Source organism: Leisingera thetidis (genome assembly GCF_025857195.1).
Lineage (GTDB): Bacteria > Pseudomonadota > Alphaproteobacteria > Rhodobacterales > Rhodobacteraceae > Leisingera > Leisingera thetidis.
Map to the genome: position 1 here is coordinate 3,841,765 of NZ_CP109787.1, position 13,548 is coordinate 3,855,312.

At 63.0% G+C, this 13,548-nt stretch carries 10 protein-coding genes; 3 read left to right on the forward strand and 7 right to left on the reverse strand.

Annotated features, from left to right (window positions below; translation table 11 throughout):
- Positions 1 to 9: 9 nt before the first annotated feature.
- The 5 genes from OKQ63_RS18550 to OKQ63_RS18570 form a co-directional block, all read right to left on the reverse strand.
- Positions 10 to 2,670 carry a phosphoenolpyruvate carboxylase gene (locus OKQ63_RS18550; RefSeq protein ID WP_264211498.1) on the reverse strand — a complete coding sequence of 887 codons (2,661 nt, stop codon included), beginning with the start codon at positions 2,668 to 2,670 and terminating at the stop codon, positions 10 to 12.
- Complete coding sequence (locus tag OKQ63_RS18555; protein WP_264211499.1) at positions 2,670 to 3,641, reverse strand: 2-hydroxyacid dehydrogenase; 972 nt, start codon at positions 3,639 to 3,641, stop codon at positions 2,670 to 2,672. Before OKQ63_RS18555 ends, OKQ63_RS18550 begins: the two co-directional genes overlap by 1 nt.
- Positions 3,642 to 3,740: 99 nt before the next feature.
- The gene (sucD, locus tag OKQ63_RS18560; protein WP_174149633.1) at positions 3,741 to 4,634 is read right to left on the reverse strand and encodes a succinate--CoA ligase subunit alpha; all 894 of its coding nucleotides are present in this window, start codon (positions 4,632 to 4,634) and stop codon (positions 3,741 to 3,743) included.
- Positions 4,631 to 5,830: a malate--CoA ligase subunit beta gene (locus OKQ63_RS18565; protein ID WP_264211500.1), complete on the reverse strand. Its 1,200-nt coding sequence runs from the start codon at positions 5,828 to 5,830 to the stop codon at positions 4,631 to 4,633. The genes sucD and OKQ63_RS18565 overlap by 4 nt, the downstream gene beginning before the upstream one ends.
- A gap of 24 nt (positions 5,831 to 5,854) precedes the next feature.
- Positions 5,855 to 7,105 (reverse strand): pyridoxal-phosphate-dependent aminotransferase family protein, encoded by a 1,251-nt coding sequence (locus tag OKQ63_RS18570; protein WP_264211501.1) that lies wholly within the window; start codon positions 7,103 to 7,105, stop codon positions 5,855 to 5,857.
- 298 nt (positions 7,106 to 7,403) lie between these two features.
- Here OKQ63_RS18570 and OKQ63_RS18575 point away from each other — a divergent pair, with 298 nt between their 5' ends.
- From OKQ63_RS18575 to OKQ63_RS18585, 3 genes are all read left to right on the forward strand, one after another.
- Positions 7,404 to 8,018 carry a response regulator transcription factor gene (locus OKQ63_RS18575; RefSeq protein ID WP_264213950.1) on the forward strand — a complete coding sequence of 205 codons (615 nt, stop codon included), beginning with the start codon at positions 7,404 to 7,406 and terminating at the stop codon, positions 8,016 to 8,018.
- Positions 8,019 to 8,169: 151 nt separating this feature from the next.
- Positions 8,170 to 9,147 (forward strand): HpcH/HpaI aldolase/citrate lyase family protein, encoded by a 978-nt coding sequence (locus tag OKQ63_RS18580; protein WP_264211502.1) that lies wholly within the window; start codon positions 8,170 to 8,172, stop codon positions 9,145 to 9,147.
- Positions 9,148 to 9,228: 81 nt separating this feature from the next.
- Entirely contained in the window at positions 9,229 to 10,491 is a 1,263-nt protein-coding gene (locus tag OKQ63_RS18585) for a glycerate kinase type-2 family protein (protein ID WP_264211503.1), read from the forward strand.
- Between the two features lie 85 nt (positions 10,492 to 10,576).
- On the opposite strand, the gene OKQ63_RS18590 is transcribed toward OKQ63_RS18585, so the two are convergent.
- On the reverse strand, positions 10,577 to 10,993 hold the full coding sequence (locus OKQ63_RS18590; RefSeq protein ID WP_264211504.1) for a group II truncated hemoglobin: 417 nt from the start codon (positions 10,991 to 10,993) through the stop codon (positions 10,577 to 10,579).
- Positions 10,994 to 11,022: 29 nt separating this feature from the next.
- Complete coding sequence (locus tag OKQ63_RS18595) at positions 11,023 to 13,392, reverse strand: trimethylamine N-oxide demethylase (RefSeq protein WP_264211506.1); 2,370 nt, start codon at positions 13,390 to 13,392, stop codon at positions 11,023 to 11,025.
- Positions 13,393 to 13,548: the final 156 nt, after the last annotated feature.

The window sequence follows — 13,548 nt, forward strand, 5'->3', positions numbered from 1 at the left end:
GGCTCCTGTCTATCCTGTCCAGCCAAGCCCCGCGGCAATGCAGTTCATCGACTGCATCAGCGGGACCGGCACTGTAGAAGATTTTCTGGCGCGCTCATTCCGCAGAAGGCGCACCTGGGTTTTGTGGATTTCGCTCAGCATGGTCTCGACCCGGCCAAAGCGGGCACGCAGGCGCGGGAAGCGGTTTGCGAGGCTGCCGTCTCCGGTCAGGAATTGGATCGCCTCGCAGGCAAGCTGGTATTCCCTGCGGACCGATCCGAAGATACGGTCGCGGATATCCGGGTCCTGCACCAGAGTTGCGTAATCGGCTGCGATCGCCATGTCGCTTTGCAGCAGGGTCTTTTCCACTTCATCCACCACCAGGCGGAACAATGGCGAATTGGCGAACATCTCCTGCAGCACTGCCTCGCCCGGCTCGCCGCGGAACTTGCGGAAGCTGGCCACTGCTGAGCCGAAACCGTACCAGCCGGTGATCATGTGACGGTTCTGCGACCAGGCAAAAACCCAGGGAATCGCACGCAGGTCATCCAGCGACCCGGCGCCGAAGCGGCGCGCCGGACGGGAACCGATCTTGAGCATCGCCAGCTCTTCCACCGGGCTGGCCTGCTGGAAGTAGTCCAGGAAACCGGGCGCATTCAGCAGGTTGGAATAGGCCGCCTGGGACATGCCCGCGAGGGCCTCGAAGGCGTCGTCGTAATCCGGGTTCACCGGCGGCGTGTCTTCCTGCAGCGAATGGCGCAGCACGGAGGAGGCCATCAGCTCCAGCTGGTGGAGCGCGGTGCCGCGGTTGGCGTATTTCGAGCTGACAACCTCGCCCTGTTCGGTGATCCGCATCCGTCCTGCGATGGTGCCCGCGGGCTGGGCGGCGATGGCGCGCTCGGCGGGGGCGCCGCCGCGGGAGACAGAGCCGCCGCGGCCGTGGAAGAACACAGGCTTCATCCGGTGCGCGGCCAGGGTGCGGGTGATCAGGCGCTGCGCCTTCTCCAATTCCCAGGTAGAGCACAGGAAACCGCCGTCCTTGTTGCTGTCGGAATAGCCCAGCATCACCTCGATCCGGCTGTCGCCCGATTTCAGCGAGCGGCGGGCAAAAGGAACGTCCAGCAACCCGTTCAGGATGCCGGGGGCTGCGCGCAGGTCGCCGATGGTTTCAAACAGCGGCACCACTTTCAGAGCCGCCTTTTCGGCGCCGAAGCCCGCGTAGCGTGCCAGCAGATAGACTCCCAGCAAGTCATCAGTGGAGCGGGTCATCGACAGGATGAACGGCCCCATCGCCTGCGGGTCTTCGCCGGCCCCGGCATCGCGCATCAGGCGCAGGAGTTTCAGCAGCTCGCCGCTTTGCGGGCTGAGTTCATCCGGCATCACATAAGCGAGCGAAGCACTGCCCAGTTCAGAGCGCAGCCGGGCCGACCATTCAGGACTGCCGAATTCCGGCACTTCCCCGGAGCGCGCCCAGATTTCAGTCAGCGTTTCGGTTGTCACCGTGGAGTTCTGGCGGACATCCAGCGTCACCGTGCGGAAGCCGAAGACATCGGCCTGCCAGCGGATCGGGCGCACGTAGCGGGCCGCCAGCCGGCCCGCGCCGATTTCTTCCAACGCGTCCTCAACCTGTGTGAGGTCACTGACGAAATCGCCCAGATGCACATAGGCGCCGGATTCTTCGGCAGCCGTCGCCTTGATACGGGCAAGGACCGCCGTCAGCGCCTGGCGGAAGACCTCGCCCGGGTTGCGGGCCGACAGCGCCGCTGCACCTGGCGCCGCGTCAATGATCTTGGCCAGCCGTGCCGATGCACTCTCCGGCAGGGCAAACACGGCAGCCGAAATCGAGATCCGCTCAGCCGCGGCAGTCAAAGCCTTCTGATAGCGCTTGAGGATGGCTGCGCGGTTCGCCGTGAGCGCGGCAGCGGTGGCCTCAACCGTCACGTTCGGGTTGCCATCGCGGTCGCCGCCGATCCAGGAATGGAACTTGAGGCAGGGCGCATCGGCTGTCGCGCCCAACAGAGGCTCTGCGGCGGCAATATAGCGCTCGAACAGCTGCGGCACTGCCTCATAAAGGCTGTCGCGGAAGAACTGCAGGCCCCATTGGATTTCATCCTGCAGGCTGGGACGGTCGCGGCGCAGCTCACCCGTCATCCACAGCAGGTCGATTTCCGAGCGCAGATCCTCCAGCAAATCCGCGCGTTCGCGCGGGGTCCAGCGCTTGGCCTCCAGCGACACCAGACCGCGATAGATACGGCGGTGGATTTCCAGGACGGTAACCCGCTTGGCCTCTGTCGGATGCGCCGTCAGGGTCGGTCCGATCGAGAACTGGCTGGCGACTTCCTGCAGCCGCTCCGGCGTGGCCAGCTCGCCGGCCAGATCCAGAGCGCGGGCAAAGCTGCCTTCGACCACTTCCGGGCCGTCCTGGGTCTCAGCCATGCGGCGGTCGCGCATGGCCGCGTTTTCCTCGACAATCTTCAGCAGCTGGAACCAGATATTGAAGGCCTGCAGATAGGCGGTCGCCGGCTGGCCATCAGAGAGGTCCCAGGCAGACTCGCCTGCGGCCCGTTCCGCAACCCCGGGGGCGCGCTGGCGCAGGACATCCAGCCACAGGGCGTGGAGTTTATTCCGCAGCTCAGCGGCATATCCCGTGTCCTCGACACTGGCAAAGGTGGTTTCGGCAGGATCTCCCATCACATCACCCGGTCGCGCGGCTCGCGCCCTGCAAAGAAATCGGTCAAGTTATCCAGCACGCGGAAGCCCATCGCTTCGCGCGCCTCGCGGGTGGCGCTGCCCAGATGCGGCAGCATCACCAGGTTGCCGCAGTCCATCAGATCGGGATTGATGCGCGGCTCGCCATCGAACACATCCAGCCCGGCGCCGCCTATGGTTTCGAACCACAAAGCACGGGACAACGCCAGTTCGTCGATCACCTCGCCGCGGGCCGTATTAATAAGGAATGCATCCGGCTTCATCAGATTGAGCATCCGGGTGTTGATCAGATGCCGGTTGGCCGGGCCGCCGGGGCAGTGCAGCGAGACAAAGTCGCACTGCGGCATCAGCTCCTCCAAGCTATCGGCCTGGGTGGCGTTGTAGCGGGCCAGAACATCGGGGGACACGCGGGAGCGGTTCTGCACAATGATCTTCATGCCAAAGCCGTGATGCGCGCGCCGGGCCATTTCCTGGCCGATACGGCCAAATCCGACGATACCCAGCGTCTTGCCGGAGACCTTGGTGCCCATCAGATGGGTCGGGCGCCAGCCGGTCCATTCGCCAGCCCGCAGCTCGCGCTCGCCCTCGCCGGCACGGCGGGCCACCATCAGCAGCAGCGTCATGGCGATATCGGCTGTGCATTCGCTGAGAACGTCCGGCGTGTTGGTCACGGTCATGCCGTGGCCGGCTGCGCCATGCATATCTATATGAGAGTAGCCAACACCGTAGTTGGCGAGGATACGGGCCTGAGGCTTGGAAACGTCGAACGCCTTGGCCGAGATCTTGTCGGTCACGGTCGGCAAAACCGCGTCATAGGATTGCATCGCCTCGCGCAGCTCTGCCTCGCTCAGCGGTTTGTCATTCGTGTTCAGCACGGCATCGAAGGCTTCGGACAGCTGCGCTTCTACTGCGGCCGGCCAGCGGCGGGTCACCAGAACCTTTGGCTTTGCCATGATTTCATCTCCCTGTCGTGCTTATGCTTTATTAATGCGCTCCACCCCCGCCATTGCCCCGGGCCAGGGGTGGAGCGTTGCGCCTGGTCCGTTGCCGGATCAGGCGGCGTTCTTTTTCATCACGCTTGCGATGGTTTCGCCGATCACGGCGGGATTTTCGGCAACGGTCACACCGGCCGCCGACAGGATTTCCACCTTTTCCGAGGCGGATTCGCCAAAGGCCGAAATGATCGCGCCCGCATGGCCCATGGTGCGGCCCTTGGGTGCGGTCAGACCCGCGACATAAGCCACAACCGGCTTGGTCACATGGTTCTTGATGTAATCCGCCGCTTCCGCTTCCTGCGGGCCGCCGATTTCACCAATCATCGCGATGACCTCGGTCTCCGGATCCTTCTCGAACCATTCCAGGATGTCCTTGAAGGAGGAGCCGTTGATCGGGTCGCCGCCGATGCCGACCGAGGTGGAAACCCCCAGGCCCAGCTCTTTCAGCTGTGCCGCAGCCTCATACCCCAGAGTGCCCGAACGGCCGATGATGCCCACGGTGCCCGGCAGGTAGATGTGGCCCGGCATGATGCCCAGCAGTGCCTTGCCCGGCGAGATGGTGCCCGCGCAGTTCGGACCCGTCAGGATCATCCGCTTCTCCTTGGGATAGCGGTACATGTAACGCTTCACGCGGATCATGTCCTGGGCCGGGATGCCGTCGGTGATGCAGACACAATAGTGGATGCCCGCATCAGCCGCTTCCATGATGGAATCGGCTGCAAACGGCGGCGGCACGAACACCAGCGAAGCATTGGCGCCGGTGGCCTCAACCGCTTCCTTGACGGTGTTGAAGACCGGCACGCCCTCGACGGTTTCGCCGCCCTTGCCGGGAACCACGCCGCCAACGACGTTGGTTCCGTATTCGATCATGTCCTTGGTATGGAACCGGGCAATCTTGCCGGTGATGCCTTGGACGATGACACGGCTTTCGCGATCAAGAAGGATGCTCATTTGATTGCCCTCACACGAGTGTTTTGGTCGAGGTCGTTCTTCCACGCACCGACGGCCCGCTCAGCGGCTTCCATCAGCGAGGTTGCGCGGATCAGCGGCAGGCCGGACTGGGCCAGGATCTTCTGGCCTTCCTCAACGTTGGTGCCTGCAAGGCGGACCACCACAGGCACGTCCACTTCGACTTCCCGCAATGCCTGAACAACGCCCTCAGCCACCCAGTCGCAGCGGTTGATGCCGGCGAAGATGTTGACCAACACCGCCTGAACGTTGCTGTCGGACATCACCAGGCGGAAGGCCTTGGCAACCCGTTCCGGGGTGGCGCCGCCACCGATGTCCAGGAAGTTGGCAGGCTCGCCGCCGGCCAGCTTGATGGTGTCCATGGTTGCCATCGCCAGGCCCGCGCCGTTCACGATGCAGCCGATATTGCCATCAAGACCGACATAAGACAGGCCGCGGTCGGCGGCGCGGCTTTCGCGCGGGTCTTCCTGGCTCTTGTCGCGCAGTTCGGCGATCTGCGGGTGGCGGAACAGGGCGTTGTCGTCAAAGGTCATCTTGGCATCCAGCGCGATGACCCGGTTGTCCGAAGTGACCACCAGCGGGTTGATTTCAACCATGGTGGCATCCAGTTCGGAAAACGCCTGGTAGCAGCCCTTGAGCGTGCGCACCATCTGCTGTGTCATCGCCGGTTCGATGCCCAGCTTGAACGCAATCTCGCGCGCCTGGAAGTCCTGCAGGCCGACAGCCGGTTCAACGGTCGAACGCACGATGGACTCGGGGCGCTCGGCAGAGATTTCCTCAATCTCCATACCGCCTTCCGACGAGGCCACGATCATCACCCGCTGGCTGGAGCGGTCCAGCACAAAGCCGAGGTAGATCTCGCGGGCGATCGGCACCGCGCCTTCGACATAGACACGGTAGATGCCCTTGCCTTCGGGTCCGGTCTGGTGGGTCACCAGTTTCTTGCCGAACAGGTTCTCGGTCGCCTCATAGATCTCGGCTTCCGAGTTGCACAGCTTGACGCCGCCCGCCTTGCCGCGGCCGCCGGCGTGGACCTGGGCCTTGACGATCCATTTATCGCCGCCCAGTTCCCGCGCGCGGTAGGCTGCCTGCTCGGGGCTGTAGGCCAGCGCGCCCGGCGGTACGGTCACGCCGAAGTTGCTAAGAACTTCCTTGGCCTGATATTCATGGATATCCATGGTTCTCTCCTCCTCGTGGAGCTTTTATTCGGCGGCTGCCAGCGCAGCTGCGTAATGCTTGTCGAGCAGGGTGTTGATTGCATCCATGTCGACATTTGCGCCCATGTCGTTCATCGCCTTGCCGAAACGGTTGACGATGTCGGTGATGGCGGCCGGGGTGATCTGGTTCAGGATGCCGATGCGGACCTGGACCGGCTCCGACAGGGTCGGCCAGATGCCGAAACCGACGGCACGGCAGTTGCCCACCAGTTCCTTTTCGCGCCCTGCCAGATCGCCGGGCAGGTTCAGAACCACCAGGCTGGTCATGTTGCTGGTCACGTCGCAGCCCATCGCGGTCACGGCATCGCGCAGCGCTTTCTCGTGGAAGGCATAGTCGCGGGCTTTTTGCGCACGGCCATGCTGCAGGGTGATGCGCAGTGCTTCGTGGAAGGCGGCAACGGCATAGCCGGAATGGGTGCGGTGATAGGTGCCGGCGGCAACGTCCTCGCCGTCCACGATACCCCAGTGGCGGGCTTCCAGGATCGGGTTGTGCACATAGGAGTGGCAGCCGTTTTCCCGCACGGTCTGGATGTACTGGTCGGTGAAGGACACCGGCGCATAGGTCAGCGGCAGGCAGAGCACGCCTTTTTGCGGGCAGGACGCCCAGCCGGCAACACCCGGGTAATCGTCGATCGAGAAATCCTCGATGCCCAGCGAAGACACCGCGTCGATCAGACCCATCACACCATGCTTGACGCAGGCGTCAGAGAAACCCTTGAGGTCGTTGATGCGGCCGGAGCCGGTTTCCCAATGCGCCATGAAGGCCCATTTCGGCTTCTTCTCGGCCAGCACCTGCTCGACCAGCTTGCCGGAGACCGACTCGCCGTGCGGCACGTCGATCACAGTGACGGACGCGGGCTGCGGGTTCATCGCGTCGGCGGCCAGCTCCTCGCGGGTGGCGGCCTTCATGCGGATGGTCATTGCGTCGATGCCCGAGAAGGTGCCATTCTGGAAGGCAACCACGGTATCGCCCGGCAGGATAGCGTTCAGCATGCAGTCCAGGCCCGAGAAGCCGGTGCCGCCGACGCCGTAGGTGTAGGTGTTGGCGGTGCCCCACAGGTCGCGCAGCATCTGCTTGCACTCGATCATGCCGCGCAGCACGTCCGCCTGCATGTGGTCGGCCAGGCCGGTGTTGGCAAAAGCCTGCAGCACGCGCGGGTCGGTATTGCCCGGGCCAGGGCCTGCGGCCAGAGTTTCCGGGATTTCCAGGCTGGGGAAGATCGTGGGTTCAGTCATCGGGGTCGGACCTCGCTGGTTTCAATTCAACGATGTTCTGACGGGATTGGGCCTTCTACGCTTCGGGAAGGTTTGTTTCCTGGCATGCAACATCTGTTAACCCAAGGAAACCCTAGGTCGACAAAACCCGCAACATTCCTATATCCTGCTTTTGGGTATCTAAAAGGACGGGAAAAAACCTACCCATACTGGTAAAAATACCGTTGTATACCGAAAACACCCCTACCCATTTGGGTAGTTTACTACTAAAAGGCACTAAATGGCACCGATAAGCGACAAAGTTTCCCCGATTTCGGTCATGCTTGCTGACGCAAACCCGCTGGTGTTGTCGGCGATGTCAGAAATTTTCGACCGGGACCCGCGATTCTCGCTGGTTGCGACCTCCGCCACCGCCGAAGGCTTTCTCGGCACCGTGATGCGGGTGCCGGTTCAGGTCGGGATCATCGATTGGAACCTCCCCGCGCTTGGCGGCGCCAAGCTGATCGAGGTTCTGCGCGACCAGGCCAACGCCCCGAGGCTGGTGGTCTATGCCGACGAGGGCAGCGAGGTGCCGCGCAAGGCGATGAGCGCCGGAGCCGCGGGGTTTGCACCGCGTTCCAGTGCCGTCGAAGGCCTGCTGGACACCTGCATCGCGGTGGCGGAAGGCAAGATGGTCTTCCCCTTCCTCGACGTGCGCGACCTGCAGACAGACCCGATCGAACAGCTGTCGCGCCGCGAACGCGCCATGCTCGAGGCCCTGTCAAAGGGGCTCACCAACAAGGAGCTCAGCAAGGAGCTGGGCATCTCCACCAACACGGTCAAGTTCCACCTGTCGAACCTGTACGAGAAACTTGCGGTCAAAAACCGCGCCCAGGCGATCGCGTTCTATTACGCCAACCGTGCTGCCAAGGGCGGCTTCCGGGCCGAGGAATGAGCCCGCCGCCCTCGCGCGTGCGGGCACGCGCGTATGCGCACGCCCGCGCAAATGTATTTAAATGAAATTTTTTTTCTTGACAGGAAACACCCGAGTAGGGAATGCCTAGAGGGGAGAGGACAACAAATCACCACGGACAAGGAGGAAACCCATGTCGTTTCACGCAATTGAACAAGCCCCCGCACGCCTCAACCGCAGCGAGCTTGCCATCCCCGGATCGCAGCCGCAAATGTTTGAAAAGGCTGCAAAATCTGACGTAGACGTTATCTTTCTCGACCTCGAGGATGCCGTCGCGCCGGACGAAAAGGATCAGGCCCGCAAGAACATCATCCAGGCACTCAACGACATTGATTGGGGCAACAAATCAATGTCGGTTCGAATCAATGGCTTGGATACCCACTACATGTACCGCGACGTGGTCGATGTGGTTGAGCAGGCCGGCGAGCGGCTGGACCTGATCATGATCCCCAAAGTGGGCACCGCAGCTGACGTTTACGCCGTCGACATGATGGTGACTCAGATCGAAGACGCCAAGGGCTACAAGAAACGGATCGGCTTCGAGCACATCATCGAGACCGCGCTCGGCATGCAGAACGTGAGTGAAATTGCCGCAGCCTCCAAGCGCAATGAATCGCTGCATTTCGGTGTTGCCGACTACGCGGCGTCGACCCGCGCCCGCACCACCATCATCGGCGGCGTGAACCCCGACTACTCGGTGCTGACCGACCCGGCTGCGGACGGCTCGCGCGATGTGCATTGGGGCGACATGTGGCACTATGCGCTGGCCCGCATGGTTGTGGCAGCGCGCGCCAACGGCCTGCGCCCGATCGACGGCCCGTTCGGCGATTTCCAGGACAAGGAAGGCTACAAGGCCGCTGCCAAACGTGCCGCGGTTCTGGGCTGCGAAGGCAAATGGGCAATCCACCCGAGCCAGATCGAACTGGCCAACGAGGTGATGTCGCCCTCCGACGCCGAAGTCACCAAGGCGCACCGCATTCTGGAAGCGATGGCCGAGGCCGAAGCCGCCGGCAAAGGCGCAGTCTCGCTCGACGGCCGCCTGATTGACTATGCCTCCATCCGTCAGGCAGAAGTTCTGGTGGAAAAGGCCAAGCAGATCGCCGGCAACTAAGCCGCTGATTCTTTGCCAGACTTTACGCCGCCCCGGCTTCCGGCCGGGGCGGCCGAATGACGATGCGCCCGGGAGCTGCAGATGACCGACCTGATGGATACCGCCAAGACCCTGTTTCAGGCCGCTGTCGACCGCGCCGATCCGGCACAGGCGCTGCGGGCCCAGCTGACCGCTTCGCCGCTGCCCCCCCTGCCCGCGGGCGGCAGAAACGTGCTGCTGGCGGTGGGCAAGGCCGCCGTCCCGATGATGCGTGAGGCGCTCGCTCTTCTGCCCCGGCCCGCTCAGGCGCTGGCCATCACAAACCCTGAAAATTACACGAAAATCCCCGGCGCCACGGTCATCTGCGGCAGCCACCCGGTGCCCGACGAAAACAGCGCCGCAGCAGGTATGGCCGCAATTGAACTGGCCGCCTCGCTCGGCCCGGATGACCGGTTGATCGCCTTGATTTCCGGCGGCGGCTCCGCCCTTATGGTAGCCCCTGCGCCGGGCCTGACCCTGGCCCACAAGACGGCTGTCAACAAGCTGCTGCTCGCGTCCGGTCTGGAAATCAACGAAATGAACCTGATCCGCCAGCAGCTGTCGGATATCAAGGGCGGCGGGCTGCTGCGCCACGCCGCACCCGCACAGGTGCAGGCCTTCATCCTGTCCGACGTGATCGGCGACGATCTGCGCGCCATTGCCTCCGGCCCCACCGTATCCCCCATCGGAAGCCGCGCACAGGCGCGGGACATCCTGCAGCGGGCCGGAGTGTGGGACAGCGCCCCCGAAGCCGTCAGAAGCCACCTGAGCGCGGCTGAACAGGCGCAAACCGCCCCTGCCCCGGCCTCCAACACCCTGATCGGCTCCAACCGCCACAGCCTCAAGGCCATGATGACCGCCGCCGCGGCCGGCTGGTCCGCAAAGCTGGTCTCGCACCGGCTGGTGGGCGACGTGGCCGATGCTGCGCAAACTGTTGTGGCCGCGGCTGAGGCCGCACCAAAGGACAGTCCCGTCGCCCTGATCTTCGGCGGGGAAACCACGGTGCAGCTGACCGGCAGCGGCCTGGGCGGGCGCAACCAGGAACTGGCACTGCGGGTTGCAAAACTGGGCGCCGAACGGCTGAGCGGCGACTGGCTGTTTCTTTCCGGCGGCACCGACGGCCGGGACGGTCCGACGGACGCGGCGGGCGGCATCGCCGCACCGTCCACCTGGCAGGCGATCCGGGACGCCGGCAAGGACCCCGAGGCCCTGCTGGCCAACAACGACAGCTACGCGGCTCTCAAGGCCGCCGGCGCTTTGCTGGTGACCGGCGGAACCGGAACCAACGTCGCGGATGTTCAGGTATTCCTCCGGCTGCCGGACTGAAACAGGCAACCGGCGGCGCGTTCATCTTTCGGAAAATACTCGTGCCGGAGGCCCGGCAGATGCGACAGATGCGGCAGACGCCGACTCAAGCTGACGCGCGCGCCTCGCCCCATTCCGCCAGATCGTTCACCAGCATCAAGGCCACCCGCCGGAACACCTGGCGCAGCCGCTCGACATGCGGCCCCTCCAGCGACAAATCCGCCAGCGCCTGATCCATGCATTTCAGCCAGTTTTCTGCGTCTTCTTCGGTTATCGGCACATGGGCGTGCATCAGTTTCACGTCCATGTGCCCGTGCTTTTCCTCGTAGTACCGCCGTCCGCCCATGAAACCGGACAGGAAGTTGAACTGCTCGATGCGCGCATGATCCATGCCGTGCCCGCGCTTGTGCAGCTTGACGATCCGGGCACCGGTCTCCGTCTCTTCGACGATGTCATAGAACCGCTCGACCAGGGCGCGCAGCACCTCCTCGCCGCCAATCTTCTCAATCAGTTTCTCAACCATAACACCTCCCTGCCCCGGAACGGCCGGCCTCAGGATTGAGGCCGGGTCTTCTTCGGGTCGTAATGGGCAAAGGGTACAATCTTGGCAGGCAGGCGTTTTTGATGTCCGTCAAGTTTGCCGATCTCCACTTCGGTCCCCAGCTCGGCACAGGCCACATCCACGCGTGCCAGTGCAATGTTCTTGCCCAGCAGCGGCGACCGCATCGACGAGGTCACTTCACCGATCTGCGCCCGTCCGATCCGCACGCAATCGCCATGCTCCACGTCAATGGACGAGTCGATGTCCAGCCCCACCAGTTTGCGTGCAGGCGTGGTCTTGCGCCGGATCAGCGCGTCACGGCCGATGAAGTCATCTTCCTTCGACTTCAGCGGCACGGTAAAGCCGATGCCGGCCTCAAACGGATCTGTCTGGTCGCTGAAATCATAGCCGGCAAAGATCAGCCCGGCCTCGATCCGCACCATGTCCAGCGCCTCCAGCCCCATCGGGCGGATGCCATGGGCCTTGCCCGCGCCCCAGACCGCATCAAAGACTTCGCTTGCGTGCTTGGGGTGGCAGAAGATCTCATAGCCCAGCTCGCCGGTATAACCGGTCCGCGACACCACCACCGGCACGCCGTGCTCATCACCGATCCGCGCAGGGGTGAAGCGGAACCAGCCCAGCTCCTCCAGCGTCGGATTGTGCGGCGCAGTCCAGATCACCTTCTTCAGCAGATCCCGGCTTTCGGGGCCTTGCACGGCAATATTGTGCTGCATGTCGGTGGACGAGCGGATCAGCACGTTCAGGCCCAGCTTCTCGGCCTGCTCGCGGATCCATTCCCCGCCATAGTCCGAGCCGCCGATCCAGCGGAAGTTGTCCTTGCCCAGACGGAACACGGTGCCGTCGTCGATCATGCCGCCATGCGGGTAGCACATCGCGGTATAAACCACCTGCCCCACCGCCAGCTTCTTGATATTGCGGGTAAAGATATATTGGCACAGTGCTTCGGAATCCGGTCCGGTGATCTCGAACTTGCGCAGGGGCGTCAGGTCCAGCACCACGCATTTTTCCCGGCAGGCCCAGTATTCCTCCAGCGGTCCGGATTCGGCATAACAGTTAGCCAGCCAATAGCCGTTATACTCAATGAAATTGCGGGTCATCTTGCTGAGGCGGTCGTGGAAACCGGTTTCCTTGGTCATCTTGGGCTCCGATTCAGGGGTCGCGCGGAACGCAATCGCCCGCTTGAAGGTCTCTTGGCCGCTGTAGGTGCGGACGTGAATGTCGGTGGGGTTCCAGCCGTTGGCGGCGCTGGTGTCATCCGGGCAGGCGGAGCTGACACACACCAGGTCGGTCAGCGCCCTGAGCAGCACGTAATCGCCGGGCCGGGTCCAGGGCTCATCGGCATACATGACGCCGTGTTCATCAAGACCGGTGTTGAAGAAGAAGTTGATCGCCATCCAGCCCGCGCGCGGCGTGACACCATGCTGCGCCAGCGTGCGATTGAAATTATCCGAACAGTTCACATGGCCGGGATAGCCGATATCGTCATAGTACTTTGCCGCACAGGCCAGGGCAAAAGCATCATGGCGGCCCACGGTGTCCTGCACCACCTCGACCAGCGGCAGCATGTCCTGATCATAGTATTTCGCATGCAGCCCCGGCATCGGATAGGCATGCCCCATCAGCGTCCGCGTCGTGGTCACATCCAGCGCATGCTCGATCCCCTTGTCCAGCTTGCGCGCGGCAAAACACTGGAAGTCGGTGCACTGGCGGCCGTCCACGTCGATGATCTGGATATAGTCGCCCGCCTTCACGAAATAGCTTTCCGCGGTCGCGCTGTGCACCCGCACCTCGCTCACCGGATCGGCCAGCGGGTCGGGCAGTTCAAACCGCGCCACCTGCTTGATCACCGCGCGCTTGACCATGACGGTCAGCGGCGTCGCCGTGTCCTGCCGCTCGAAATCCATGATCCCGCCGGGGGCGGCAATGATCACGACCCCGTCGCGCTGCGCGGTGAAGCTCTCCTCTGTCCTGGCCGGTGTGCTGCTGTCAAACAACCGCACAGCGCCGCCCTGAGCCAGGTCGATACCGCGCGCCTCCATCCCCATGCGCAAACCGCGCAGGGACTGGTCCGAGGAGGTCAGCAGCGCCTTCAATCCGCCTGCATCACTGTTTGCCGCGGCACCAATAAGCCCCGCGTCGATCCGTCCCTTGTCCTCCGCTGCAACGATCTCGCAGGGCTGGCCGCCCTCCTCGTTGATCACCGTAACGCTATCGCCGGTTTCCACCCGGATCAGGATTGCACCGCAACCCTCCACCACATAGCGTTCGGTCCCCTTGGGCAGCGAAAACACCGATGGCTGGTACAAACCAGAGGGCTTCGGCGGCCCTTTGACAACTTCAGGGAAGCTCATGTCATTCATCTCGCATCTCCTGTTGGACTCCGGCAAAACTTGCACAGTCGGAATATTTATTTATTGAAAAGAATATTCCGTTCCTCCACTCTAATCAACAAACATGTTGATTTTCTGCGGAAAAATGGCAAATGCCCGGGATGCGTCATTTTCCTGGGGGTGAAT